The organism is Corticicoccus populi (assembly GCF_042686195.1).
Lineage (GTDB): Bacteria > Bacillota > Bacilli > Staphylococcales > Salinicoccaceae > Corticicoccus > Corticicoccus populi.
The window spans coordinates 116,792-142,860 of record NZ_JBHUOQ010000001.1 but is presented as its reverse complement, the minus strand read 5'-3'; the positions used below and the strand labels follow the sequence as shown (position 1 = coordinate 142,860).

Here is a 26,069-nt window from a genome sequence, read left to right as displayed (position 1 = left end):
CCAAATTATGGATACCGGATTTTTTCTGCGATTATTTAAGATTTCCTGCTTCATTACACGCTGTTTTTAAAATTAAATCCTTCATAACAATAATCCCTTTTTCTATATCATTCAGATGTGTAAATTCCTTCGGATTGTGACTGATTCCCTTGACAGACGGCACGAAAATTAAAGCTGTCGGACATATATGTGCCATGTTCATCGCATCATGTCCTGCACCGCTGTTCATATGTTTAAAAGTATAACCGTTATTTACTGATATCTCCTCTACTGCTTCAACCAGTGTATCCGATAAATCCACAGGTTCTTCCTTCGTCAGCAGCGATGTGTTAATTTCAATTTCTCTTGCCTTACTGACCGACTCAATTTTATCTGTAATTTTCTGATACACTTTTTCTCTGGACTCAACAGAAACACTTCTGATATCAATCTGCATTCCTGCAGAACCCGGTACGATATTCATCGCTCCGGGATTTATATCCAGAACTCCCACTGTTGCGAGCGTACCGTTCTTCTCTTCCTCTCTTGCTGCACTTTCCACCTCCAGCGCAATTTCAGCTGCTGCAGCGAGGGCATCTTTACGATACTTAAATGGTGTCGTTCCAGAGTGACCCGCTTCACCCTTAATCTCAAGTGATAATCTTAACGGTGCTGCGATTGCATGAACAATACCGATATCTTTATTTTCAATTTCAAGCACCGGTCCCTGTTCAATATGCATCTCAATAAACGCATGCTGATCAGCGGAAGTTCTGACTGCCTGGTGATAATTTTCTATGTTAAAGTGATTGTCTTCAAGTGCTTTTTTTAATGTAATGCCTTTTTTATCTTCAAGATGACCGGATTCAACAAGGTTTAAACGCCCTGTCATTATCCTGCTGCCAATGGTTGCGATACCAAATCTCGAAGACTCTTCACCGGTGAATACAATCACTTCAAGCGGTCGTTCTGTTGTAATATTTTCTTCATTAAGAAACCTGATGATTTCAAGTGAAGCAATCACACCCATTGCACCGTCATACTGACCTGCTTCATATACAGAGTCAATATGAGAGCCGAAAGCGACAGGTTTAAGTGATGCATCTGTGCCTTCCCGTCTTGCAGTTATATTACCTACTGCATCCACTTTAACAGTCAGTCCTTCATGTTCGAACTGCTTGATGATGTATTCTTTGGCTCTTTTTTCTTCTCTGGAATAGGCCAGTCTCGTGACTTCTTTCCCTTCAACAGTATACTCATTTAATTTATTTAAACTTCTTTGAAATCTTCCCATGTTCATACGATGCACCTCTAGAGCTTATTATCTTTATCCTATCTATATATCATATATGAATATTAATTAAAAGTCTTGTGTTTTTATGCAAAAATAAAAGAAAAGCAGATCCCCTTTCCGGGCATCTGCCTGTCAGTTTCATTATTCTACAATTTTTAACAGAAATAATGAAATATCAGGAATATAAGTGATTATGAATAAACCAATAATATTTACAATGAGGAACCGTCCGATTCCCGGCATCATTTCTTTCATACTCAGCCGTGTAATTGACTGGGCAACATAAATGTTCATACCAAAAGGCGGTGTGTACATTCCAATCGCAAGATTCACAATCATAATAATACCTAGGTGAACCGGGTCAACACCAAGTTCGACAGCAGCAGGGAAAATGAGAGGTGCTGTAACAATAATTGCTGCGACACCTTCCATAAACATCCCCATCACCAGCAGTACAAGATTTAAAAGCAGCAGGAATAAGATAACCGATGAAACATTATCAACAATAAATCCTGCGACCTGCTGAGGGACCTGCTGACGTGTAAGAACCCAGCCGAGCACCTGCGCTGATGCGACAAGCACGAGCACCTGGGCTGAGGTGACTGCTGAGCTCATACACACTTGATATAAATCTTTCAGGCTGATTTCCTTATATATAAACAGACCGACAATCAGTGCATAGACCACTGTCACACCTGCTGCTTCAGTCGGACTGAAAATTCCTGAGTAAATACCGCCGAGAATAATCACAGGGACCAGAAGCGACCACCAGGCTTTAAAGAAACTCTTCGTTAATTCATTGAATGTGGCTTTTTTATCTCTCGGAAGATTTTTGACTTTGGCATATATATAAATATATACAATTGAAGTCAGTCCTAAAATAATTCCTGCACCGATACCCGCAATAAACAAACTTCCGACCGATACGCCTGTGACTGCACCGAAAATGATTAACGTAATACTCGGTGGAATGACAAGGGATACCGCACCTGCTGAAGCGAGAAGACCGCTTGAAAAACTTTTATCATAGCCGCCCCGGTTCATTTCCGGGTACATAATTTTACCAATTGCAATGACAGTGGCAGGACTTGAACCTGACAATGCTCCGAAAAACATACTGGATACTTGAGTAGTCAGTGCAATACCGCCGGACAAATGCCCGACTAAATCTCTTGAAAATTTAAGTATTCTTTTGGATAATCCACCGGCATCCATAATATTGGCTGCCAGTATGAAAAACGGCAGTGCCATGAGTGAAAACTGATCCAAACCGCCGAACAAACGCTGAACAATTACCATCGGCTCAGTACCGCTTAAAAGAAGTACTGCTAAAAATGCAGAGAGCCCTAAAGAAACAAATATCGGAACACTCGTCATTAAAAATAACAGCAGTAAAATAATCAACACTGCAATCATTATTTCATCTCCTCCACTTCAGGCTCAATATTTTTATCATTAAATAATTTCTTAGTATTTACCACGAGATGAATAATGGACAGCAGTGCTCCGATTGGTATCGCCAGGTAAACCCAAAAAGTTTTAATCTGTAATGAAGGTGTAATCTGCCCTGTCTGATAACTGAATATGACCAGCTTAAAACCGAAATATACCAGGAGGCCGGTAAATAATATACAGGCAAGATTAATATACAATTTCGTATATTTCTTCATTTGTTTTGAGACACTGTCAATAAATAAATCGACTCCAAAGTGAATATCATGTCTAAAACATACTGCCATACCGATAAACGCAATCCATATCATACTATACCGGACAAATTCATCCGCCCATGTAGTATTGGCATCAAAAAAGTATCTTAAAATAATATTGATAAACAGAACAGAGGTAGAAGCGATGATAGCGACTGTAATAAAGGTATTTTCAACTCTTGCAAGTATTTTCATTCGCCGTCCCTCCTTAAATCATCATTAATTTCATCATTGGCATCAATAATTCTCTCAAGTAACGGAAGACGTTCATCAGTACCGTAAATTTCGTACCATAAATCCACCGACTGTGCTCTGAAATACTCAATTTCTTCGTCTGTTAGTTCATAATAGTTGATGTCTGAAGCTATGATATTGTCTTTATACTCAGATTCCGTATTCTTAAGCATTTCACGGGAAGCTGTACGTCCTTCTTCTTCCGCTCTCACAATTAAATCCTGTGTCCCTTCATCAAGAGAATTGAACCATTCCAGATTCGCAAGAATCAAGTAAGTCATTGCTCCGTGCTTACTTTCCACTGCATAATTTTGAATTTCATGATAATTATTTAAATATATTGTCTGCAGCGGATTTTCCTGACCGTCAACAATTCCCTGCTGCAGTGCATTGTATACTTCTGCATATGTAATTGGTACAGCATTTCCGCCCCAGTGTGTGTACTGCTTGATTAATGGCGGAGATTCCATCACACGCATCGTGAGTCCTTCAAGATCTTCCGGACTGTCGACTGCCTGGTCTTTCGTTGTAATCAATTTATATCCGCCCGGCCAGTATCCGAGTCCTTTAAACATAGATGAATCGAGTGTGTCCAAAATGTCCTGACCGATATCTCCGTCAAGCATTTCATACATCTTCTCCTCATCTGTCGGCCATAAATAAGGGAGATCCAATACTTCCACTTCACTTGCGAACGGCATAACAACTGCGGACGGCTGGAGTGTGATATTAATCTCACCCATTTGAGTCGTTTCGACCTGCTCTCTTAAACTGCCAAGCTGTCCTGCAGGATACAGTTCAACGGCAATCTCCCCGTCAGATTCTGCTTCCACTACCTCTTCAAATTTCATCGCACCAGCGTGTTCAGGACTGTTCACAGGCTGGTTATGACTGAAGACAATTGTCATTTCTGCTGCATCCGACTCATCACCGTATAGTTCACCACTGTCACAACCAGATGCAAATAAGCAAAGGCCGGCGACACTTAAAACCCATTTGTGTATTGTTTTCACTAACAAAAATCCCTTCATATTTAAAATGATTCATAAAAAATAATACATTATTTCCACCGGTTTGGCGATGTTCTATTACATAAAAATCAGCATAAATTTAATTCCGGAAAGGAAATAATCTATGCTGACGCAGTCAATATGAATAATTATTCTTATCACTTATAATGATTTTAAATTAAATTCTTTTAACACGGTCTCATAATCCACATCTAAAACCCTGCAGCTTTCTTCAATCTGCTCGAAGAAATTAAATTCCGGCGATACCGGTAAATCTCTGTTCTCATAGTAAAAATCAATCAGTTCATACAGTTTAACCAATGCCTGTTCTTTTGTCATATTAACGCCCCCGCAACAATTGATAATCAATATTATAACATATAGATATTTATACATGAATACGTATAAAAGAAATTAAACTAGAAAAGACCTTTTGAATTCCCATCCGCATCTATATCCATATGAACAGCTGACGGAACCTTCGGCAGTCCCGGCATTGTCATAATGTCTCCCGTTAATGCAACAACAAAACCCGCGCCGGTTTTAGGAATTACTTCCCTTACAGTAACAGTAAATCCTTCCGGTCTGCCGAGTTTTGAAGGATTATCACTCAGTGAATACTGTGACTTTGCCATACATACCGGATAATCACCCCATCCGTTTTTCTCAATTTCTTTGATTTGTCTTTTTGCCTGGTCACTGAAATTCACACCTTCTCCGCCGTAAACTTCTGTCACAATACGCTCGATTTTTTCCTTAACCGGCAATGTATCCTCATACAGATGCTTAAAATTCTGTTCAGACTCAAGTACTTCAAGTACCGCTTCAGCAAGATCAATACCGCCGCGGCCGCCGTCAGCCCAGACTTTGGTCAGCGCTGCACGGACGCCCTTCTCTCTGCACCATGAGAGAACTGCTTCTCTTTCATTATCACTGTCTGTCACGAAATCATTCAAAGCAACCACCGGTTCAACACCGAACTTACGGGCATTTTCAATATGTTTTTCCAAATTCACAATCCCGGATATCACTGCTTCTGTATTCTCTTCTGACAGATTCTCTTTTTTTACGCCGCCGTTCATTTTTAATGCGCGGACAGTTGCCACTAACACGATGGCATCCGGCTGGAATCCGCCTTTTCTAGCCTTAATATTCATAAATTTTTCCCCGCCGAGGTCTGATCCGAAACCACACTCTGTCACTACAATATCAGCGAGTTTCCTCGCAGTATTTGTCGCAATTAATGAGTTGCATCCGTGGGCGATATTAGCAAACGGACCACCGTGAATCAATGCGGGCGTCCCTTCCATCGTCTGTACGAGATTCGGCTTAACTGCTTCTTTTAACAGCAGCGCAACAGCCCCTTCAACCTTGAGTTCTTTAACGGTTACAGGTGTTTTATCATACGTATATCCAAATACAATTTCTCCGATTTTGTTCTTTAAATCAATAATATCATCCGCTAAACAGAGCACCGCCATAATTTCACTGGCCACTGTAATGTCAAAGCCGTCTTCACGGGGCACACCTCTTGCAGGACCGCCGAGACCGACAACAATCTGGCGCAGAGCACGGTCGTTCATGTCCAAAACCCGCTTCCATGTCACACGTCTCGGATCAATGTTCAACTCATTACCCTGATGTATATGATTATCAATAAATGCAGATAGCGCATTATTCGCCGTTGTGATTGCATGCAGGTCCCCGTTAAAATGAAGGTTGATTTCTTCCATAGGCAAAACCTGTGCCAGACCGCCGCCTGTGGCACCGCCTTTAATTCCCATCACCGGCCCGAGAGACGGTTCCCGGAGGGCGACCATCACATTCTTTCCCAATTGATTAAATGCATCTGACAGTCCGACAGTACATGTTGATTTCCCTTCACCTGCAGGGGTCGGATTCATTGCTGAAACAAGTACTACTTTAGCATCTTTTTCATTGCCGGATATTTGGTTAATATCAATTTTTGCTTTGTACTTTCCGTATAATTCCAATGCCTCTTTTGGAATGCCGGCTTTTACTGCGATGTTTTCAATCGGCTGAATATCCGCCTTTGATGCAATTTCCTGATCTGTAAGCTGTACCATTCTTTCATCTCCCAATAGTTGAATTGATATCATATATAAAAAGCGCTTTCATTAATTATTATGGCATACTCTTTCAGAATAAACTATTCTAATCCTCTTTGAAATATATGCCACAGTCAATCAGGTTTTATATGAAGTTTAGAGATATATTTATTCCCTTAAAGTCACTCAAAAAACGAATTTCAATTAAAAAACAGGAACCCGTTAAAGTGGATTCCTGTCTTCCTGATACTTATTAATCATCATCCATACTGGATAAATCACCGGCATCAATATTTAATTCCCAGGCTTTTAAAACACGTCTCATAATTTTACCGCTTCGTGTCTTAGGCAGTTTATCTTTAAATTCAATCTCTCTAGGCGCTGCGTGTGCCGCGAGCCCTTCTTTTACATATACTCTAATATCTTCTTTAAGTTCATCAGATGGTGAGTAGCCTTCCCGGAGAGAGATAAATGCTTTAACAATTTCACCCCGGACTGGATCCGGCTTCCCGATGACACCCGCTTCCTGTACTGCTTCATGTTCAACGAGTTTGGATTCAATCTCAAACGGTCCGACACGTTCACCTGCAGTCATAATCACATCATCCACCCGGCCCTGGAACCAAAAATATCCGTCTTCATCCTGATATGCGGAATCCCCCGACACATACCACTCACCTATAAAATAGGAATCGAATTTCGGTTTATTTTTCCAGATTTCACGCATCATTGACGGCCAGTTCGCTTTTAACGCCAGGTTACCCATGCGGTTTACAGGGAGTTCATTCCCTGAATCATCTATAATTGCAGCCTCTACACCCGGAATCGGTTTACCCATGGAGCCGCCCTTAATATCCATCGACGGGAAGTTTACAATCATATGAGCACCAGTTTCCGTCATCCACCATGTATCGTGGATACGGAGATGATAGACATCCATTCCCCACTTCACCACTTCCGGATTGAGCGGCTCTCCTACGGATAATACATGACGCAGGGAACTTAAATCATATTTTTTAACAATTTCATCCCCTGCCCCCATCAACATTCTAAAAGCAGTCGGCGCGCTGTACCATACCGTCACATTCAAATCTTCTATTGCACCGTACCATGCTTCAGGTGAGAAACGGCCACCGACCACAACATTAGTCGCCCGGTTCAGCCAGGGTGCAAATATACCGTATGATGTCCCCGTCACCCAGCCGGGATCGGCAGTACACCAGTATACATCATCTTCTTTTAAATCAAGTACATATTTTCCGGAAATATAATGCTGTACCATTGCATATTGAACATGCAGGACGCCTTTCGGCTGCCCGGTTGAACCGCTGGTATAATGAAGAATCAACCCGTCTTCTTTATCCAGCCATTCAATATCAAATTCGTCAGATGCTTTTTCATATTCTGTTTTAAAATCAACATAGTCAGCGCTTACATTTTCACCGACAAGAATTACTTTTTCGAGGTCTGGAAGATCATCTACAGGAATTCTTCCGACAAGTTCAGGTGATGTAATAATCACTTTAGCTTCACTGTTCTGAAGACGATCCTTCACAGCCTTTTCCATAAAAGCTTCAAATAACGGTCCGACAATCGCACCGATTTTAAGTGCACCAAGAAGTGATGTATACAGTTCAGGACTTCTTGCCATAAAAATAAAGACCCTGTCTCCCTTTTCAACTCCGGCATCTTTCAGCACATTAGCTGCCTTATTTGATGCTGTTTTTAGATCTTTAAATGTATAGGATGATCTGCTGTCACCATTTTTATAATGCAGCGCTGTCTTATCCCCGTATCCGTCATCCACATGTTTATCAATACATTCATAAGCCATATTAAATTTTCCGGTTTCATGCCATGAAAAATGCTTTTCAACTTCCTGCCAGTCAAAATTATCCCTTGTTTCTTCATAATTCGTTAAATTAGGATTTTGATCAGTTGATTTGTATACTTCTACCTTCATCCTAAATCCCCCTTTGTGTTTTCTCTTTTCTAATGGTTATTATATAATAAAGATAACGCACTTTTCAAAATTTTAAAACTCATTAGTAAAAGGCGGTGTATTAAGTGCTTCACAAAAAGACATTTCACCAGCAGTCTGTCCCCGGTGACCGGAAGAATATTATGATTGAAGGACCCGTGCCATACGATTCATTGCGTCAATATACTTTTGATGGAGGTCTCTCTGCTTTTAGACCTCCAAAAGATCAGTTCGATGCACTGCTCGAAATATCAGCGCTTGAAGAAGGACGTATTATTATCGCAAGAGACGGCAGTCATATTATCGGTTATGTCACATATCACCATGCCGACCCCATGGAACGCTGGTCCGATGGAAATCTTCCCTATATATTGGAGCTTGGCGCTGTTGAAGTGAGCCTTGATTACCGGAAATACGGTCTCGCAAAAAAAATGATTCAGTTGACCATGCAGGACGCCTATATGGAAAATTATATTGTCATTACGACTGAGTATTACTGGCACTGGGACCTTAAAAACAGCGGCCTTGATGTGTATGAATATAAAGATTTAATGATTCGTCTCATGAAGAGCGCCGGATTTGAAGTCTATCAGACAAACGATCCCGAGCTGACCGCCCACCCTGCAAATACGCTGATGGCCAGAAAAGGCAGAAATATCACCGATGAACAAATGATTGAATTTGATAAAATACGGTTTAAAAACCGATTCTTTTTCTAGGAGGATCTGCATGTTAGTTGAAAGAATTATGACATCACCGGTAAAAACTCTGACTCCCGGAGATACAATAGAAGATGCACTCGAAATGATGAGCCGTTTTTCATTCCGGCATATTCCACTGGTGGATTCCGAAGAAAAACTGGTTGGTATTGTTTCCGACAGAGACATTAAATTAACACTCCCTTCCGTACTGTCGAATGATGATCCCGAAAACAGCCTCAAACAGCCGCTCAGCAGAATTATGAGAAGAAACGTCACATATTGTCACCCTATGGATTTTGTAGAAGAAATTGCGCTTGATTTTTATACGTATGCCATCGGAGCCATTCCTGTTGTGAAGGATCGGAAAATTGTCGGCATTGTCTCTCAGAGAGATATGTTAAATACATTTCTCGAATTAACAGGCATTAAAGAGCCCGGTTCAATTATTGAGATTGATATTGAGGACAAGACGGGAATCATGTTTGAGATTACCAAAGTGTTTAAAGAGTTAAATATTCAAATTATCAGTGTTTCTGTTTATCCGAATAAAGCATTAAAGGGGCATAAAATTATAGTCGTTCGTGTGCGTGTAATGAATCCGGGGATTGCGATTCAAAAGCTAAGAGACGAAGGTTTCAATGTTCTGTCTCCAGAAGAAATGGGCCGATTATGAAGCCCGCGTATATCTACAGTGATGAACTTCTGAACTATCGGTTCAATGATTCGCACCCTTTTAATCAAATGCGCGTTAAGATGACAACCGACCTTCTTCTTGATGGAGGATACTTATCTGCCGGTGATATTATCCGGCCGCGTACTGCGTCGGATGAAGAAATTCTTCTTGTACATAAGGAAGATTACGTCCAGGCGGTGAAAGACGCCGGCACTGTCGGCCTTTCCGACAGTAAACTTGAAAGTTACGGATTGAACACTGATGACACCCCTGCATTTAATGATATGCATGAAAAAAGTAAATATATTGTTGGTGCAACTCTAACTGCTGTTGACATGGTGATGTCGGGGAAAACAAAAAAAGCACTTAACTTATCCGGCGGTCTTCATCACGGCTTCAGCGGACGTGCCAATGGCTTTTGTGTCTATAATGATTCTGCCGTTGCCATTGAATACATGAGGAAGCATTACAACCAGAAAGTTCTCTATGTAGATACGGATGCTCATCATGGAGACGGCGTACAGTGGATATTTTATGATTCAAACGAAGTCATGACCTATTCTGTACATGAAACAGGAAGATATCTTTTTCCCGGGACCGGCAGCCTGACAGAGCGCGGCGATGATAAAGGATTCGGCTTTTCTGTGAATCTTCCTGTGGACGCTTATACTGAGGATGACTCATTTTTAGAAATATTTGAAGAAAGTCTGACAAAAGCTGTTAAGCATTTTAAGCCGGATGTTATTCTCAGTCAGAATGGTGTGGACGCTCATTACAGAGACCCGATGACACACCTTTCACTGACATCAAAATCATTTGAGGAAATCCCACGTATCGTCAACCGTTTAAGCGATTTATACACCGATGGGAAATGGATCGCTGTCGGCGGCGGCGGTTATAACATATTTCAAGTTGTTCCAAGGATGTGGGCGCAGGTATGGCTTTCCATGAATAATATTAAAGCTCCAAGAGGAAAACTGCCTGAACATTTTATAGACACTTATCAGTCCAGAAGCAAAACCGAATTCCCCTTAAACTGGGAAGATGATTTATCAGATTTCACGGAAATTCCAAGACGTGAGGAGATTACTGAAAAAAATCGCAGTATGTTTGACCGGGCAATGATGTATCTGGATAATATATAGTTCTAACAAAAAAAGACGACAGTCACAGCTGTCGTCTTCTACTATTTCGTTGATAATCTGTATTCAATTCGATACGGTAAAATTACATTTGGTTCATCCACAGTTTCATCATTCATATATTTTGTGAGAAGTCTCATACCGACAGCACCGATATCATAAAGCGGTATCGCAATGCTTGTAACCGGTGGTCTCATCATATGAACCAGTCTCGTATTACTGCAGCTGATAAGCTGGAGACGGTTCGGCAGGCTGATGCCTCTGTCGAGGGCACCGTGAAGTACACCCACTGCAGCCTCGTCACTCATTGTAATAATGACATCTGCATCATGATCAACCAACTGTTCAAACAGTTCTTTTCCGGTCTGATAATCTTCAGCAACTGATTCTATATACTCTTCTTTAAATGATTTACCAGCTTCATCGTATGCTGCCTTTAAGCCATCCTCGATACGACCTTCAAGTTGTCTCGAATAATTTGCTTTAACAAAATAAACATTTTCAGAACCCTTTTCAAGAAGTCTTTCTGTAACTTCTTTGATAGCAGAAAAATAATCAATATTTACAGACGGCAGGTCTGCATCTTTTTCACTGGTTCCACAGATTACAACTGGAACATTTGAATTCTTAATATCCTCTATTGTAGCCTCGTTCAATGTACCACCGAGGAATACAATACCATCAACCTGTTTACTGACCAGATTCAGGAATGAATCACGTTCTTTTTCAGGATCATGATCTGTATTTGTAATAATCGTTTGATAATTATACATTTCTGCAATATCATCAAGTCCTCTTGCAAGAGAAGAATAATACATATTTGAAATATCAGGGATAATTACCCCGACAGTTGTCGTTTTTTTACTTGCCAGTCCGCGTGCAACTGCATTTGGACGATAATTTAATCTTTTAATGACTTCCTTAACTTTTTTTCTTGTCTCAGGTTTTACATTTGGATTTCCATTTAAAACTCTGGATACTGTTGCCATTGAAACTTTCGCTTCGCGTGCAACATCATATATAGTAACAGTCATTGTGCACCCCCGTCATTCTTGTAAACGCTTTTTACTAATAATACCACGAATATAATAGTTTATCATTAAATTCACAAATATAACCACATGGACACATGTGGTTATCATAAAAGTTTATTTACTTTTACCGTTATCTGAAGCAGGAACATATTCTTTCATATCTACCGTTCTGCTGTCTTCAGATGCAGCGTCTGCTGCAAAATCTTCATCTGATTCTGCATCGTCACTCTTAATACTTTCAGTATTATTATATTCATTTTTCTTGATATTATTAACACTTTTATCTTCATTCATTTTTTCACGAAGCTGATTCGTTGCTGCATCAGCTTCCTTTTTCAACTGCTTAATTTCAGAATCCTCTTCTGAAAGATTCTTTTTAGTCAGTTTATCCGCCTGATTCTGAATATCATCCCTCAGTGCATCTCCGGATTTCGGAGCAATCAGCAGGCCGCCAATCGTACCTGCAATAAGACCGACAGCAAGACCAATTGAAAAATCACGTCCTGTCGTTTTATCCGGCACTTCCTGATATTCTTCAACACCATGTACCGGCCGGCTATTATAAGTTTCCATTACAGTCCCCTCTTCCCAGTTAATTCGTAAATCTGATTCAGTTTATCATTCCGTATTAACTATCTTCCGGAGTCTGCCTCTTTAGCATATTTTGCTTCAAATGAATTTTGACGCTGCTGTCTCTTCTGCCATTTATCAGCAATTTCAAGCGCAACATTTGACCACTGAACCACCTGTGAAATCTGTTCTTCATTCTGTGAGATATTGTGAGTGATTGAGTTTGTAACACGGTCTACCGAGCTGTTTAAATTTTGAACTGAGTTCCCAATTCCCTGAACAGCATCAACAACAGAGTTTAATTTTTCCGACTTACTCTGTAAATCTTCAGTTAAACGATTTGCTTTGTGAAGCAGGTCTGTTGATTCACGGGTAATCCCCTGAATCTGACCTTCCAATCCATTTAATGTTTTTGCAACATGATCTAAATTTTTCTTAACAGGAATCAGTACATAGGCAACCGCCACACAAATTACTAATAATGCGACTGCTGCTAGTCCTGCTGCTATGGCTAAAATTGTTTGCCATTCCATATTAACGCCTCCATTTATGACTGTAATTTAATACTTACTTCTTTAAGTATCCAAAAATAAGGTTGGATAAACATACATTTTTACACTATGATATTAATTCTGTAAATCTCTTCTCATATTTTTGAATATCGCCTGCACCCATAAAGATAATCACCGCACCGGGATGACTGCTTAAAATGTTTAAATCATTTTCATGCAGTGTTTCTGCGCCGGGAATTAAATTCACCAGGTCGGCACTTGAAAGCTCACCCTGCTGTTCTCTTGCCGATCCGAAAATATCAACAACATAGGTTTGATTGGATTGTGACAGCACATCCGCAAACTCCTGAAGAAATTTTTCAGTACGTGAAAAAGTATGCGGTTGAAATACAGAAACAATTTTTTTGTTTGGATATTTCTTCTTCGCTGTCTCAAGCGTTGCCTTTATTTCTCTCGGATGATGTGCATAGTCATCTACAATAACAACATCACCGACAAATGATTCACTGAACCGGCGTTTTACGCCGATAAATGTTAAGAATGCCTCTTTAATATTATCCATATCTAAATCTTCCAGGTAACATACCGCAATTACCGACAGAGAATTTAAAACATGATGATCTCCAAAAAGCGGAATCGTATAATTCGAAAGAAACTCACCCTTAATGAATACATCAAATGATGTTCCTTTTTCTGATGTTCTGATGTTTGAAGCGTTAATGTCATACTCACCGTCAATTCCGTATGTCCACAATGGAATATCGAGGCTGATTTTTTTCACATTGTCATCACCGCCGTATGCAATGACACCTTTTTTAACCTGTGCGGCCATCTGATTAAATGCATCAACAACATCATCTAAATCCTTAAAATAATCAGGATGGTCAAAATCAATATTGGTTATAATCGCATAATCAGGATAATAACTTAAGAAATGACGTTTATATTCACATGACTCAAAAGCAAAATAGTCACTGTTCTCAATACCGAAACCTGTTCCGTCTCCAATAAGGAAGGTCGTATCTACATCTCCGTTCATTACATGCGAAAGTAGACCAGTCGTTGATGTTTTTCCATGTGCGCCTGTCACAGCAATAGAGGTATAACCGCTCATAAAATCAGCTAAAAATGTATGATAACGGATAATGCCGTATTCATTATCTATCGCAGCCTGAATTTCAGGATGATCTTCCTTAAATGCATTACCTGCAATATATGTGAACCCTTCAACAATATTTTCTGCATCAAAAGGCAGGATTTTTATTCCCTTATCCCGCAGCTGATGCTCAGTAAATACTTCTGATTCGATATCAGAGCCCTGCACCTCATGGCCGAGGTCATGCAGCACTTGAGCCAGTGCACTCATGCCTGCGCCCTTAATACCGATAAAATGATACTTTTCCACGAAAATCACCAAACTTTCTATTACTCATTCAAAACTTATGTGCTGTTATATGACCAAAAATACGGCCCTTTGCTTCTTTTGACAGAGTCCCTGCATTTACACGAACCGGTTTGTTCGATGTTGGAATCTGAACTAAAACATCATTTCCTTCAGTGATTGCCGCACTGCCCTCAATGACACTCTCTTTATCATCAAAAAATGAAATACGTGTCTGTACCATCTGAAGGAGATCATAGCGTATACGTTCGTCGGTAATACCGTGACGGATAATGAGATGAATCCCCAGCGGCTTACCTTTTTTAAGTATCTGTCCGACCATCTTAGCCGCTTCAGTATTATTCATGTTATATAAAGATGTAAAATCATCAATGACAACAGTCATCACAGACTTTTTCGAGTCATATCCGACACGCTGATTAAAGCTGTTAATATTTCTGACATGTGCACGCCTGAACTGGTTCTGACGTTCAATCAGTTCATCATAGACAACTTTTAAGACATCAGGATCAGAAAGTTCTTTACTCTCACCAAATAAATAAGGCATATCAAGGTACTCCTGATACTTTTCCTTATCATCTGAAGCAAAGAATACTTTAAATTCATACGGCGTATGGTTCATAAACATTGATACCATCAACTGTTCGATGACATTCCGTGCATCTTTATCACTGCCTCCGTAAACCAGAATATGCCCGCTCTTTGACAGTTCATAACTGAATATTTGATCATCTACAGTTTTGCCGATTACATACTTATAATCATTTCGTCTCAATTTCAAACTGCTTCTGTCAAACAGTGTGCTGAACGGAATCGGTTCAGGAGACGGTACAGGGACTTCAAGTCCGATATTGCTTGTTCCAATAATCGGTGCCACCACCCTCACATCATCAAAAGGAAGGTGCGGAAGAAGATACTCTTTTAATCTGGATACGTGACTGATTCTGAAATTACGGTCTAATTTCATCTCAAAACGCCCGATAATACCATTCGACTTATATTTATGAACACTTGCAGGTACACCGATTGCTTCAAAAGCCTTCACTACAGCCGCTTCTGTGTCCTTGCCGAGTACATCATAGCCCTTCTTCTGTCCGGGTCCAAGCATATGCAGGCTCGGCAGAGTAAATGAAGGTCCGCGGCGCTTCTCAGCATGTCTCACAACCGGCTGTTCTGTTTCATGCACGGCTGTCTTCTTTTCATCCGCCTTGTTTTCTTCATGCTGTTCTGTCTGTTCCTTCACAGGCATTTCTTCAGTCTGTTTACTCTTCGACGTCAGCACCTGCCTGGAAGACTTCAGACTGTAAGGATCATCATAACGCTTTTTCTCACGTTCAAGCCTGAGCGCTTCTTTTCTTGCCCGCTCGTTGGCTTTTTGTTTTTTGCGGTTACGTTCCTTAACAATATCTCTAATAATCACTGAAGAAATATTATCGAGTGAATCCAGCTCCTCATAATCATCAGGATAATCCTCACGCTTAATCTCTGTACGGTTTGTCTTTTTATTCATGCCGTGTATCGCAGAAGGAATTTCTCTTGCTTTCTGGATGGTATAGCTGTACTTGTCTTTTTTATAATCCTTAAGCGGCCGCCTTGAAGAAGACTGCATAGGCGTGTCATCACTGACATGTTTTTTTTCCGCAGTATCTTCCATATCCAAAGGGAATTTGAAGTGCTCTTTCTCTTCTTTTGATTCCTGTTCAATATTAAATTGTCTTTTCTTTCTTCTGGATTTATCCATATGGATCACCTTTATCCGACTTCGAATGTTTGTCCTACTGTGAAACCATCGTCTAAAACATAGATACCTTTTATGCCGTCATCTTCTAAATTCAGCTCTTTTTTGGAGCAGATCATTCCATTTGAATCTACACCCCGGAGCTTTGCCGGCTTAATATATAGACCGCCCGGCATAATAGCGCCCACTTTTGCAACGACTACTTTCTGTCCTGCATCAACATTCGGCGCACCACAGACAATCTGCAGTGTCTCACTGCCGGTATCGACCTGGCATACATTCAATTTATCTGCATCCGGATGTGCTTCTTTTTCTTTAACAAAGCCGACAACGAATTTAGGAGACAAATCCGGGCTGACTTCTTCCACACCGTTCTTAGAAAGTACTGTATTAATGTCACTGACTAATTTTTCTGTCGGTTCAATATTGATTTCATTTTTAAATGATAACTGTTCAGACGCTTTGAAAATATTCAAACCGATAATTTCAGCACCGTCTTTAATGACAGTCAGGTCGTTGTAATATTCATAGGATGGTGTTTCAGTTTTTTTAAAAGTCACAAACAGGGTATCCCCGACGTGGTCTTTATTATAAGTTACCTTCATTTATTTCCCTCTTTTTGAATTCTTTTGTTTTCCCAGTATAAATACCGGCTGCAGTTTTTGATTTTTGTAGGAAAATGACAGCGAGGTAATCGGTGTCAGTCCCTCGGCAAAATACTGCATCATCATTTGAGCCATGATATCATAGCCCAGTTCATTTTTCACATCAGTAATAATCAGAACATCCTGATGAGGAAGACCAATCATCATTTCACCTTCACACTTATCATACATCTCTTTGAGAAAATTTTCATTTAATAATCTTGACGCATCATAGCCGTCATTATGATTAACAAAATAAAAATCATTCCCCTGTACCGTCTGCTTCTTATATTCTATCGGCAGGTTTTTTACATTATTATAAGCAATCACTCTAATATCTTCATGTGTCATACCGAACGTTTCTGCCAGATTTTCATCAATCAGCCGGTAACTGTTTTTGAAATCTACAGCATAATATACCGCAGTTTCATTTGTGTGTATGTCTTTAATAAATGGTACGCCGCTTTTCGTTTTATCAGAAAAGCTTGTTGAACGTACGACCGGATAAATCATCTTCTCATCAAGAGAGAGTGATTCCTCAGCCATTCTTTCCAGGGATTCAGCAAGGTAATACACAATTTCATCTACAAAATGATCACTGCCCTTAGCTTTATCCACTGCTTTTGAGAGTGAAACCTCAATTCCTTTTTTGTTATCTTTTCTTTCCACTCTTAATATTTCTTTTTCTCTGTCAAATGAATATGAGAAATCCACCTTTTCTTTTAATTGTTCAAGTATTAAATTTCTCAATTTAAAAACATTCATCTGAATACCTCCGTCAATTATTTCTGTCAGCGAGCTGAAGTTTCTGATCACCGTCTTTAATCAGTCCGACACGTCTCAAGACTATATAGAATAACAGTGTTACTACTGCAGGTAAAATAATATGGAACATTAATACTAACATTACCACCTGCAGTGATAAACCCATCGTTTCAACAGCCATGATTTGACCGACAAAACCACTCGTCCCCATTCCTGCACCGGCTGCATTATTTTCCATTGGAAAAAATACAGTCATTACCGGCGCAATCACCGCACTCGCAATCACAGGCGGTACGATAATAAACGGATTTAATAAAATATTCGGCACCTGGAGCATAGAAGTTCCAATTCCTAATGATATCACACCGGATATACCGTTATCTCTGTAACCTTGAACTGCAAATCCGACCATATGGCATGAACAGCCTATAACGGCTGCCCCCGCTGCGAGACCACTCAAGTCAAGCATTAAGGCGAGCGCGGCACTTGATAATGGTGCGGTTAAAATGATCCCGAAGACCACAGCAACCAGAATCCCCATGACAAAAGGTCTCTGCTCAGTCGCATAAATGATAAATGTGCCGATAGAAGTCATAAAACTGCCGATCCACGGTCCGACAAGACTCGCTATAAAATAGCCGATAATAATAGTAAGTAAAGGTGTTACGATAATATCCACCTTAGTTTTTGAAGCATACAACCGGCTGATTTCAATCGCTACAATGCTTGCGATATAACTGCCTGCAACACCGCCGAATTCATATGCACTTGAAGAAACCACAACAATTGAAAAAATCACAAGCGGCGGTGCTTTAAGGCCGTAAGCAATCGCAGCACCAATCGCAGCACCGCTCAAACTCATTGCAATTGCACCGATATCCTTAAGACCCGACAAAAATGGTACATATGTCCCGATAGTGTCAATAATCAGTCCGATAATTAAGGATGAAAATAAGCCGAGCGCCATAAAACTCATACCATCAATGAACCATCTTCTCAACAGGTTTCTCATATCATCAGCCTCTCAGCTCATCCACCTTTTCTGAATTAATGCCTTTAACCAAAGCAGTTAAAAGTGTTTCTGCATGAAGATAATCTTCATAATTTATGATTGAATGTGTCGTATGAATATATCTCGAACATATTCCAACAACACCACAGATTACCCCTTCATTGGACACATGAATACTCCCTGCATCAGTGCCGCCCGGCGACTGATAATACTGGTATTTAACATCGTTTTCTTCTGCCGTCTCAAGAAAATAATCTCTCATCGGTTTCGACAGTATCATTGTTCTGTCAAAAAGACGAAGCAGTGTACCTTCCCCTATCTTCCCGATATCATCCTTTTTGCCGAGCATATCATTCGCGGGTGAACAATCCACTACAAAAGCAACATCCGGTTTGACCAGGTTTGAACTCGCCTTTGCACCACGGAGACCGACCTCTTCCTGTACGTTCGCACCGACATATAAATCACAATCAAGCTCTGTATCTTTCAGGTTTTCAAGTGTTTCGATGGCAATTAGACAGCCGTATCTGTTGTCCCATGCTTTGGAAAGCAGCTTTTTACTGTTTTCAAGCACTTCAAACTCTGCATGAGGCACAATCGAATCGCCCGGGCGTATTCCCATTTCCATGAGTTCATCTCTGCTGTCTGCACCGACATCAAGGAGCATATCTTTAATATCCGTTCCTTTTCCTTTATCGTTCTTCCTGAAATGAACGGGCACACTCCCCACAATACCTGTAATTTCTTTATTGTCAGATGTTCTGACTTTAAATTTGTGGCTGAGTATCACATCATTGGACCATCCGCCAAGCGGTGTAAACCGAATAAAGCCATTGTCAGTAAAATCAGTGACCATAAACCCTACTTCATCCATGTGTGCTGCAATCATCACTTTAGGTGCATTTTTCTTTTTACTTTTCTTTACTGCGAAAATACCGCCGAGGCCGTCCTGAATGATTTCATCTGCAAATGGTGTCAGCTCTTTTCTCATGTATTCACGTACCTGATCTTCAAAGCCCGGTGCACCGTGCAATTCTGTTAAAGTCTTCATTCTTTCCAGTGTTTTTTCAGTTAATTTCATAATTTATCCCCTTATTCATTCATATTACAATTTTTGATATGGTAAACTGTTCATGAGGAGGTTTTATATATGTCAAAGCGTCAAATTTTCTTAGTAATCTCTCTGTTCGCACTGATTCCTTTCCTCATTTGGTTCAAAGTGTTCCGAACAGTAGATGCACAAAAAATAATCGATAACCTGCACCTTCAGTTTGATAAGATTTCTTTTGTCTCACTTGACTACCAGCCGGGTGAACGTCAACTGCTGGGTATGAAATCAAAAGTCATCAATGGTGTGGTTCACGTTGGTGAAGGCAGTGAAACTGCGAAATATCAATTTTCTGCAGATGCCTACACCGGTGAAATCATGGAGATTACTAATCAGTAGTCCCTTTTAAATGATCAAAAGTCTTATGGATTCGCTTCATTCCGTCTTCTATACGTTTTCTGGATGAAGCGACATTCATACGAAAATGATTACTTTCCTCAAAATCGTAAATGTACCCCGGGGAAACAGCAATCCCGCCGACATCCACCAGCGCTTTATGCACTTCTTTTTCATCAAAACCGCTCTTCTCAAAACTCACCCACGCAAGATAAGTAGAATCCGGCTTTTTAAATGACATCATATCCGAAAGATGCGTATTAATATATTCTTCAACATATGCTAAATTACCATCAACATATTCATTTAACTCATCCACCCATTCCTCACACTCCGTATAGGCAGCATTAATTGCAGCAAGGACTAATGAATTCGCTGTATTGATATTATATTTATTATCGGCTGCGAAATTAATTTTCTTTTTGACCGATTGATTTTTTGTGATGAAATAAGAGTTCGGCAGACTCGCAATATTGAACGTTTTACCAAGTCCGGACACAACAATCATCGGATCTTTATCCTCCATCAGTTCAACCATTGAAGAAAATGATTCTTTCGGTCTGACAAAGTCCATATGAATCTCATCACTGACAATAAATACATCGTTTGCAAGACAAATATCTTTAATTTTTTGATTCTCTTCTCTTGTCCAAACTCTTCCTGTCGGATTATGCGGGTTACAATGGACGAATACTTTATTTTCTTCTTTTTTGCATAATGCTTCAAAACCTTCAAAATCAAAAAAGTATCCTTCTTCATTTCTAATCAGCGGGCTCGGTTCCATTTTACGGTTATTGCCCTTAAAAACTTTGATAAACGCATTGTAAGTCGGTGCATTTAAAATCACGCCGTCTCCTTCTGATGAATTTTGACGGACTGCTTCTCCGACTGCGTACAGTACAGACTGCGCAAAATTAATATCCGCATCTTCCAATGTGATGTTAAAACGTTTCTTCCACCAGCCTTTTATCGGTTCAAAAAATTCCGGGTTACTCCAAACAGTGTATCCGAAAATTTTATTATCAAGTCTTCTTTTTATACTGTCAATAATTGCATCGGGCGCTTCTATGTCCATGTCAGCAATCCAGAATGGTTCAAGACCGCCTTTGCCGAATATTCCTTGTGTTCCTTCATACTGAACGCTGTACGTACCTTCTCTTGTCGTCTCTTTATCAAAGTTAAAACGTGTCACATAATTCCTCCCGTTTTCGTATTTTCATAATTATTATTTTATCATTCTTTCAGTTGTTTTACATAATTAAAATCAAAACACTTTCTATTGACAGTGCCGCCATTCACCACCTGTTATAAACCTGCATCAAACTTATACCTCCTACTTTCCCGCTTCTGAAATTATCCTGTCAATATAAGAGCTGTAAAGACCATCCAACAGATGAGACCTGCCGGGGATAAGTTCTATATCCGTATCAAATCCTTGTTTGCTGTACCATCTCTCACCGTCCTCAGCCTCTTTCCGTCCATCAAAATTCTCTTCTGAATTTTCAGCAGTATCCGCCTCACCCGCTGCCCAGCGCACCACATATTCATCAATCTTGTCCGGCTGGTCCACATGGTCCTCATATTCTTCCGGCGGTCCGCCGCCTCCGAACATAATGGCGCCGCCTCCTGTAACATCTGTATTTTCAAGAACCCACGGCATAAAATGATAGCTTGTAAACTGTGCACCTCCGCTGAAACCAGTCTGCCAGACGTTGGAATCATCGATTTGATACTTATGCAGAATTTCCTTATAAAGCGATTCTGCATATTCAGGATTCACTTCCCAGTCCTCCCACCACGTTTCACTCACATCATCCGGCGTTTTTGGAACGATAAGTATCATATTGTGTTTCTCTGCTGCAGAGAGAATCCCTTCTTCTCCACCGATATACGCTTCATCATCGGGATGATAATATTCATATGCACCATCACCATGAAACCAGAACAGCACACCGACCGCACGGCTCCTGTCAACATGTGATGCAAACACATGATAGGTCGAAGAAACGCCGTTATCAGCAGTAAAAGGAAAATCCATCCGGTCCTTATCCCCCTGCATGCTGATCACAATATATGTGATGCAGACAGATAAAATCAGAACCCCTCCCAAAATCAATACTTTTATATTGGTTCTCATGTATTCCCTCCATTGTAAATTTTTGAAACGCATAGAAAAAAGCACCTTTAGTTAAAAAGATGCTTTCAGCCGGCGGATTAAATTTCCTTTTGATGAAAATTTCGCCTCATATTCTGTTCTGATATTATCATCCGGTTCATTAAGGTGCAGGTTCAGATTCACTTCTTTAAACTGCATACCAAAATTATTCATACTGACGAGACTGTACTCAAACAGTCCCTGGTTATCTGTCTTGAAATGAAGTTCCCCGTCCTGTTTCAAAATATCTTTATACGAAGATAAAAATGAACGATAGGTTAACCGTCTTTTTTCGTGGCGGTTTTTCGGCCATGGATCAGAAAAATTCAGGTATACTCTGTCCACCTCATCAGAATTAAAGTATTCTTTTAAGTCTGCCGCATTCAACAATGCCACTTTGACGTTTTTCAAGTCTTCCTCCAGTATTTTTTCAACCACCCGAATTAAAATGTTTTTATCCAGTTCAATCCCCAGGTAATTAATATCCGGATTATTCTTTGCTAATGTTGTAATAAATGTACCCATTCCTGTTCCAACTTCGATATGAAGATCCTGATTATCTTCAAAAAAGTCAGATACATTCCCGGCATATGTCATTTCAACATCCGCCAGGTTCGAATGTGTTTTTAAATAATCTAAAGCCCAGGGTTTGTTACGCATCCTCATGGGTCATGTTCCTCGCTTCATTTCAAATATTTAAATCAGACGGTCATTTTTTAAGACCCTGTTTAAAAAGATGATCCAATCATTCATATCCTTAAAACGTTTATGATCCTCATACCACTGTACCATCGTAATTGCCTGAACCAGTGTGTACCACTTCATTCGTTTTCTGAGATCATGTGTCAGCGGCTGATCATACTCCTCCAGCCACTGAACCCAGTTTTTTGGATTCACATAGGTGTAGAGAAGCATCCCGAGATCTATGGCGGGGTCTGCAATCATTGCGCCTTCCCAGTCTACCAGGTAAAGCTCATCCGCATCAGACAGCAGCCAGTTATTATGATTCACATCTCCGTGACAAACTGTACAGTTTGACTCATTGACTGCAGGCACTTCATTCTCGAGATACTGTATAGCATCTCTGACTGCATGGTGCGCATTCACTTTTGGAGATAATGATGATTGTATTTTATTGAGCAATAAGTCAGGCAGCATTGGTCTCATACCAAGCTTTTTTAACATTGTTAATAAAGGCTTTGATGTATGAATCTTTCTCATTAATGCTGCAACTCTCATTGAACACATCTCTTCACGGGTCAGCTCACGGCCATTTTTCCAATGCTGCGCTGTCACGACTTCGCCCGTTTCGATCCTCTTTGTCCAAACAAGCTTCGGTACGATACCTTCTGCTGACAAGGCTGCAAGGAATGGGCTGGCGTTCCTTTTCAGAAACAGCTTTCTGCCATCCTGTTCTGCTTTGTAGGCTTCACCAGATGCACCACCTATAGGGTCTAACGTCCAGCCGAGCTGATAGAAATGCTCCAAATTCCACACCTCTTTTCATTCGTTCAAGAAAAAAGAGCGCCTAAATGTTTCAAAAACGAATAAGCGCACTTTTTGTTACGTGCTTAAAATAATATATTGTTTGGCGGCTGATTTCAAGAACTAATATTCATTTATTATCTGCCAACTCTTCGTCATATCGGATTAGTCCATATAACATAAGGCTTCAGCAGGATAAAAATAAATAGCGTAAAATTTCCCGTTAACTTTGTTTAACAGGATTTAATTTGTTTAACTGGCTGTCGAATAAATTTTGAAGCCGTTTTGTCAGCGTGCCGACTTCACCATCTTTAACGAGTTTATTGTCGACCTGAACAATCGGAGTGATTTCCTGTGTCGTACTGGTAAAGAATGCTTCATCCGCTTCGTACAGGTCATCCACTGAAAATGCTTCCTCTTTCACTTCAACATTGTCCGCTTTCGCAAGCTTAAGCACTTCCTGTCTTGTAATGCCGTTTAATATCAGGTTATTTGCGGGATGCGTAATTAAAACATCATCTTTTACAATAAATGCATTGGTAGAAGAACCCTCTGTAACAGTTCCTTCACGATGTAAAATCGTTTCTTTCGCACCTGCTTTCACGGCACGTTCTTTCTCAAGAACATTCGCAAGAAGATTTAAGGACTTAATATGACATTTCAACCATCTGTAGTCAAGAGATGTGACCACATTAACACCTGCCTCCTGCTGTGTTAACGGCCGGACCGCTTCATTGATATATGCCATAATCACCGGTTCAACACCTGCCGGATAATTATGATTTCTGACTGCAATTCCACGTGTCACCTGTATGTACAACGCACCGTTTTCGATATTATTTTTCTCTTTAATCCCCTGTAGTACAGACACAACATCCTCTCTCTCAAGGTCATCAATATCAATTTCACGCGCACTGTTTATCAGACGGTCCACATGCTCATCAAAAGTAAAGAACTCACCGTCATATATTCTGATTACTTCATATACACCGTCACCGAAATAAACCGCACGGTCTTTGTATTCGACTTTCATATCATCATCATTAATAAATTCACCATTATAATAACTAATTTTCATTTAACTCATCCTTTATACATATTCTGTGTAATGCCTCTAAATAGATCTCAGTCGCAAGCAGCAGCTCATCAATTTTCATGCGCTCATTCTTTTGATGCATTGTATCCGGTGTGTCTTTAAACATTGCTCCGAAGGCGACACCCTTCTTCATTGTTCTGGCGTAAGTGCCGCCGCCGATTGTGAAGGGTTCTGTATCATCATCCACATGATTTCTGTAACTGTCTGTAAGAACCTTGACGAGCGGTTCGTCTTTATTTACATAGTGCGGGGCTTCATGATGGACATCTTCAATGACAAAGCCGTCACGGTTCGCTTTTTCTTCAAACGCTTCAAGTCCTTTTTCAAAATCAAGTCCTTTCGGGTAACGCAGATTGACACCAAATGTTCCGCCGTCCACTTCTGTATAGTTAATCAGCCCTGTATTGACACTGACATGCCCCATCTCTTCATCAAAATGGGCCATATCAAATGATGTGCCGTCAAAGTTATTGATAATATACGTGTCTGCGAACTTCACAAATGATGTGGCGTTTCTATCAAGTGACAGTGTATTCAAGAACTGCAGAATAACAAATCCTGCATTGATTCCGTCCTCAGGCTTTGAACCGTGTGCACTTTTCCCTGTAATTCCGAGCTTTAAAAAACCATTATCGATTTCATAGGAGCCCTGTACTTCTTTTTCTCTTAAAAACCCTTCAAATGACTGAATGACCTCGGTCATATTCTGAATAATCCTAAGCTTCGCCACTGCCTCTCCGGGAACCATGTTATAACGCTCGCCGGAAATCAATACTTTCAGCTCGATATTAGGTTCTTCTTCATCAAGCACGGTCTGTCTCTGTGCAATATTAAAGGTCGTCATACCTTTTTCTCCATAAATCAACGGGAAATCAGCATCTGGTGCAAATCCTAAATCAGGCATGGCTTCATGTTTAAAATATGCATCTGTACACTGCCAGTCGGATTCTTCATCTGTCCCGATAATCAGCCTTGTACGGAGTTTGAATGTCTCTTCCTGCTCTTTTAAAATTTTCATGGCATAATATGCTGCCATTGTCGGTCCTTTATCATCCTGGACGCCTCTCGCGATAATTTCCCCGTCACGGACGACAGGTGTAAACGGATCACTGTCCCAGCCGTCACCGGGCGGCACAACATCGACATGTCCCAAAACACCGAATATCGTTTCACCGCTGCCTGCCTCAATATGTCCGGCGAGCCCTTCTACAGACTTCGTCACAAAGCTGTCGCGTTCGCCGAGCTTAAGCATATAGTCAAGCGCCTCTTTCGGACCGGCACCGACAGGTGCACCGTTTTCCTTTTCCCCTTTCACACTGTTAATAGAAAGCAGGCCGTTCAAATCTTCTATTAACTGTTCTTTGTATGTATTTACTGCTTCCTTATAATCCAAAGAAACACTCCCTTTGTAAACTTCTGT

The 26,069-nt window shown here is 40.4% G+C and carries 26 protein-coding genes; 4 read left to right on the top strand and 22 right to left on the bottom strand.

The genetic code is table 11. The features are described 5' to 3' along the window. Window positions 1-31 precede the first annotated feature (31 nt). The 7 genes from ACFSX4_RS00855 to acsA all read right to left on the bottom strand — a co-directional run bounded on the left by ACFSX4_RS00855 (window position 32) and on the right by acsA (window position 8,258). On the bottom strand, window positions 32-1,279 hold the full coding sequence (locus ACFSX4_RS00855) for a Zn-dependent hydrolase (RefSeq protein ID WP_377770599.1): 1,248 nt from the start codon (window positions 1,277-1,279) through the stop codon (window positions 32-34). 135 nt (window positions 1,280-1,414) lie between these two features. Next, window positions 1,415-2,689: a TRAP transporter large permease gene (locus tag ACFSX4_RS00850; protein WP_377770597.1), complete on the bottom strand. Its 1,275-nt coding sequence runs from the start codon at window positions 2,687-2,689 to the stop codon at window positions 1,415-1,417. Next, window positions 2,689-3,177 carry a TRAP transporter small permease gene (locus ACFSX4_RS00845; RefSeq protein ID WP_377770595.1) on the bottom strand — a complete coding sequence of 163 codons (489 nt, stop codon included), beginning with the start codon at window positions 3,175-3,177 and terminating at the stop codon, window positions 2,689-2,691. The genes ACFSX4_RS00850 and ACFSX4_RS00845 overlap by 1 nt, the downstream gene beginning before the upstream one ends. Then, complete coding sequence (locus tag ACFSX4_RS00840; protein ID WP_377770593.1) at window positions 3,174-4,229, bottom strand: TRAP transporter substrate-binding protein; 1,056 nt, start codon at window positions 4,227-4,229, stop codon at window positions 3,174-3,176. The genes ACFSX4_RS00845 and ACFSX4_RS00840 overlap by 4 nt, the downstream gene beginning before the upstream one ends. 159 nt (window positions 4,230-4,388) lie before the next feature. After that, entirely contained in the window at window positions 4,389-4,565 is a 177-nt protein-coding gene (locus tag ACFSX4_RS00835) for a hypothetical protein (protein WP_377770591.1), read from the bottom strand. An 80-nt stretch (window positions 4,566-4,645) separates the two neighbouring features. Then, entirely contained in the window at window positions 4,646-6,313 is a 1,668-nt protein-coding gene (locus tag ACFSX4_RS00830) for a formate--tetrahydrofolate ligase (protein ID WP_377770589.1), read from the bottom strand. Between the two features lie 235 nt (window positions 6,314-6,548). Continuing rightward, the gene (acsA, locus tag ACFSX4_RS00825) at window positions 6,549-8,258 is read right to left on the bottom strand and encodes an acetate--CoA ligase (protein ID WP_377770587.1); all 1,710 of its coding nucleotides are present in this window, start codon (window positions 8,256-8,258) and stop codon (window positions 6,549-6,551) included. Between the two features lie 104 nt (window positions 8,259-8,362). On the opposite strand from acsA, the gene ACFSX4_RS00820 reads away from it, so the two are divergent. The 3 genes from ACFSX4_RS00820 to ACFSX4_RS00810 are packed head-to-tail and all read left to right on the top strand — an operon-like array spanning window position 8,363 to window position 10,795. Further along, window positions 8,363-8,995 carry a GNAT family N-acetyltransferase gene (locus ACFSX4_RS00820; RefSeq protein ID WP_377770585.1) on the top strand — a complete coding sequence of 211 codons (633 nt, stop codon included), beginning with the start codon at window positions 8,363-8,365 and terminating at the stop codon, window positions 8,993-8,995. A 10-nt stretch (window positions 8,996-9,005) separates the two neighbouring features. Next, window positions 9,006-9,650 carry a CBS and ACT domain-containing protein gene (locus tag ACFSX4_RS00815; protein ID WP_377770583.1) on the top strand — a complete coding sequence of 215 codons (645 nt, stop codon included), beginning with the start codon at window positions 9,006-9,008 and terminating at the stop codon, window positions 9,648-9,650. Continuing rightward, window positions 9,647-10,795 carry an acetoin utilization protein AcuC gene (locus ACFSX4_RS00810; RefSeq protein WP_377770581.1) on the top strand — a complete coding sequence of 383 codons (1,149 nt, stop codon included), beginning with the start codon at window positions 9,647-9,649 and terminating at the stop codon, window positions 10,793-10,795. The genes ACFSX4_RS00815 and ACFSX4_RS00810 overlap by 4 nt, the downstream gene beginning before the upstream one ends. Window positions 10,796-10,836: 41 nt before the next feature. On the opposite strand, the gene ccpA is transcribed toward ACFSX4_RS00810, so the two are convergent. The 9 genes from ccpA to ACFSX4_RS00765 all read right to left on the bottom strand — a co-directional run bounded on the left by ccpA (window position 10,837) and on the right by ACFSX4_RS00765 (window position 19,550). Next, window positions 10,837-11,826 carry a catabolite control protein A gene (ccpA, locus tag ACFSX4_RS00805; RefSeq protein WP_377770579.1) on the bottom strand — a complete coding sequence of 330 codons (990 nt, stop codon included), beginning with the start codon at window positions 11,824-11,826 and terminating at the stop codon, window positions 10,837-10,839. A 114-nt stretch (window positions 11,827-11,940) separates the two neighbouring features. Continuing rightward, window positions 11,941-12,399: a YtxH domain-containing protein gene (locus tag ACFSX4_RS00800; RefSeq protein ID WP_377770577.1), complete on the bottom strand. Its 459-nt coding sequence runs from the start codon at window positions 12,397-12,399 to the stop codon at window positions 11,941-11,943. A 59-nt stretch (window positions 12,400-12,458) separates the two neighbouring features. Further along, the gene (locus tag ACFSX4_RS00795) at window positions 12,459-12,929 is read right to left on the bottom strand and encodes a DUF948 domain-containing protein (protein ID WP_377770575.1); all 471 of its coding nucleotides are present in this window, start codon (window positions 12,927-12,929) and stop codon (window positions 12,459-12,461) included. A gap of 85 nt (window positions 12,930-13,014) precedes the next feature. Continuing rightward, entirely contained in the window at window positions 13,015-14,313 is a 1,299-nt protein-coding gene (gene murC / locus ACFSX4_RS00790) for a UDP-N-acetylmuramate--L-alanine ligase (protein ID WP_377770573.1), read from the bottom strand. 28 nt (window positions 14,314-14,341) lie between these two features. Next, entirely contained in the window at window positions 14,342-16,051 is a 1,710-nt protein-coding gene (locus ACFSX4_RS00785) for a DNA translocase FtsK (RefSeq protein ID WP_377770571.1), read from the bottom strand. Window positions 16,052-16,062: 11 nt separating this feature from the next. Continuing rightward, window positions 16,063-16,653, bottom strand: a complete 591-nt coding sequence (gene ytpR / locus ACFSX4_RS00780; RefSeq protein ID WP_377770569.1) for a YtpR family tRNA-binding protein — start codon at window positions 16,651-16,653, stop codon at window positions 16,063-16,065. After that, a complete protein-coding gene (locus ACFSX4_RS00775) occupies window positions 16,654-17,457 on the bottom strand; it encodes a DUF1444 family protein (RefSeq protein WP_377770567.1) in 804 nt (267 codons plus the stop codon). Window positions 17,458-17,470: 13 nt separating this feature from the next. Beyond that, a complete protein-coding gene (locus tag ACFSX4_RS00770; protein WP_377770565.1) occupies window positions 17,471-18,469 on the bottom strand; it encodes a PTS transporter subunit IIC in 999 nt (332 codons plus the stop codon). 4 nt (window positions 18,470-18,473) lie between these two features. Continuing rightward, window positions 18,474-19,550, bottom strand: a complete 1,077-nt coding sequence (locus ACFSX4_RS00765; RefSeq protein ID WP_377770563.1) for a M42 family metallopeptidase — start codon at window positions 19,548-19,550, stop codon at window positions 18,474-18,476. A gap of 69 nt (window positions 19,551-19,619) precedes the next feature. Between ACFSX4_RS00765 and ACFSX4_RS00760 the strand changes: the two genes are divergently transcribed. After that, window positions 19,620-19,916 (top strand): hypothetical protein, encoded by a 297-nt coding sequence (locus ACFSX4_RS00760; protein WP_377770561.1) that lies wholly within the window; start codon window positions 19,620-19,622, stop codon window positions 19,914-19,916. Here ACFSX4_RS00760 and ACFSX4_RS00755 read toward each other — a convergent pair. The 6 genes from ACFSX4_RS00755 to pepV form a co-directional block, all read right to left on the bottom strand. Next, window positions 19,906-21,105, bottom strand: a complete 1,200-nt coding sequence (locus ACFSX4_RS00755) for a MalY/PatB family protein (protein ID WP_377770559.1) — start codon at window positions 21,103-21,105, stop codon at window positions 19,906-19,908. The genes ACFSX4_RS00760 and ACFSX4_RS00755 overlap by 11 nt on opposite strands. 141 nt (window positions 21,106-21,246) lie before the next feature. Then, window positions 21,247-22,050, bottom strand: coding sequence for a hypothetical protein (locus ACFSX4_RS00750; protein WP_377770557.1), 804 nt, complete (start codon window positions 22,048-22,050; stop codon window positions 21,247-21,249). A gap of 51 nt (window positions 22,051-22,101) precedes the next feature. Further along, on the bottom strand, window positions 22,102-22,734 hold the full coding sequence (gene trmB, locus ACFSX4_RS00745) for a tRNA (guanosine(46)-N7)-methyltransferase TrmB (protein ID WP_377770555.1): 633 nt from the start codon (window positions 22,732-22,734) through the stop codon (window positions 22,102-22,104). A gap of 30 nt (window positions 22,735-22,764) precedes the next feature. Next, window positions 22,765-23,556, bottom strand: a complete 792-nt coding sequence (locus ACFSX4_RS00740) for a phosphotransferase (protein ID WP_377770553.1) — start codon at window positions 23,554-23,556, stop codon at window positions 22,765-22,767. Between the two features lie 220 nt (window positions 23,557-23,776). After that, window positions 23,777-24,631, bottom strand: coding sequence for a D-amino-acid transaminase (gene dat, locus ACFSX4_RS00735; protein WP_377770551.1), 855 nt, complete (start codon window positions 24,629-24,631; stop codon window positions 23,777-23,779). Next, window positions 24,621-26,042 (bottom strand): dipeptidase PepV, encoded by a 1,422-nt coding sequence (pepV, locus tag ACFSX4_RS00730; protein WP_377770549.1) that lies wholly within the window; start codon window positions 26,040-26,042, stop codon window positions 24,621-24,623. The genes dat and pepV overlap by 11 nt, the downstream gene beginning before the upstream one ends. Window positions 26,043-26,069 lie beyond the last annotated feature (27 nt).

Excerpts from the sequence above, each read along its gene's own strand:
- ACFSX4_RS00850 (WP_377770597.1), bottom strand. The coding sequence starts at position 2,689 with ATGATTGCAGTGTTGATTATTTTACTGCTGTTATTTTTAATGACGAGT.
- ACFSX4_RS00770 (WP_377770565.1), bottom strand. The coding sequence starts at position 18,469 with ATGAGAAACCTGTTGAGAAGATGGTTCATTGATGGTATGAGTTTTATG.
- ACFSX4_RS00815 (WP_377770583.1), top strand. The coding sequence starts at position 9,006 with ATGTTAGTTGAAAGAATTATGACATCACCGGTAAAAACTCTGACTCCC.
- dat (WP_377770551.1), bottom strand. The coding sequence starts at position 24,631 with ATGAAAATTAGTTATTATAATGGTGAATTTATTAATGATGATGATATG.
- ccpA (WP_377770579.1), bottom strand. The coding sequence starts at position 11,826 with ATGACTGTTACTATATATGATGTTGCACGCGAAGCGAAAGTTTCAATG.
- ACFSX4_RS00775 (WP_377770567.1), bottom strand. The coding sequence starts at position 17,457 with ATGAATGTTTTTAAATTGAGAAATTTAATACTTGAACAATTAAAAGAA.
- ACFSX4_RS00855 (WP_377770599.1), bottom strand. The coding sequence starts at position 1,279 with ATGAACATGGGAAGATTTCAAAGAAGTTTAAATAAATTAAATGAGTAT.
- ACFSX4_RS00765 (WP_377770563.1), bottom strand. The coding sequence starts at position 19,550 with ATGAAATTAACTGAAAAAACACTGGAAAGAATGAAGACTTTAACAGAA.
- ACFSX4_RS00830 (WP_377770589.1), bottom strand. The coding sequence starts at position 6,313 with ATGGTACAGCTTACAGATCAGGAAATTGCATCAAAGGCGGATATTCAG.
- ACFSX4_RS00785 (WP_377770571.1), bottom strand. The coding sequence starts at position 16,051 with ATGGATAAATCCAGAAGAAAGAAAAGACAATTTAATATTGAACAGGAA.
- trmB (WP_377770555.1), bottom strand. The coding sequence starts at position 22,734 with ATGAGGATGCGTAACAAACCCTGGGCTTTAGATTATTTAAAAACACAT.
- ACFSX4_RS00845 (WP_377770595.1), bottom strand. The coding sequence starts at position 3,177 with ATGAAAATACTTGCAAGAGTTGAAAATACCTTTATTACAGTCGCTATC.
- ACFSX4_RS00810 (WP_377770581.1), top strand. The coding sequence starts at position 9,647 with ATGAAGCCCGCGTATATCTACAGTGATGAACTTCTGAACTATCGGTTC.
- ytpR (WP_377770569.1), bottom strand. The coding sequence starts at position 16,653 with ATGAAGGTAACTTATAATAAAGACCACGTCGGGGATACCCTGTTTGTG.
- ACFSX4_RS00795 (WP_377770575.1), bottom strand. The coding sequence starts at position 12,929 with ATGGAATGGCAAACAATTTTAGCCATAGCAGCAGGACTAGCAGCAGTC.
- ACFSX4_RS00800 (WP_377770577.1), bottom strand. The coding sequence starts at position 12,399 with ATGGAAACTTATAATAGCCGGCCGGTACATGGTGTTGAAGAATATCAG.
- ACFSX4_RS00835 (WP_377770591.1), bottom strand. The coding sequence starts at position 4,565 with ATGACAAAAGAACAGGCATTGGTTAAACTGTATGAACTGATTGATTTT.
- ACFSX4_RS00760 (WP_377770561.1), top strand. The coding sequence starts at position 19,620 with ATGTCAAAGCGTCAAATTTTCTTAGTAATCTCTCTGTTCGCACTGATT.
- ACFSX4_RS00750 (WP_377770557.1), bottom strand. The coding sequence starts at position 22,050 with ATGAGAACCAATATAAAAGTATTGATTTTGGGAGGGGTTCTGATTTTA.
- acsA (WP_377770587.1), bottom strand. The coding sequence starts at position 8,258 with ATGAAGGTAGAAGTATACAAATCAACTGATCAAAATCCTAATTTAACG.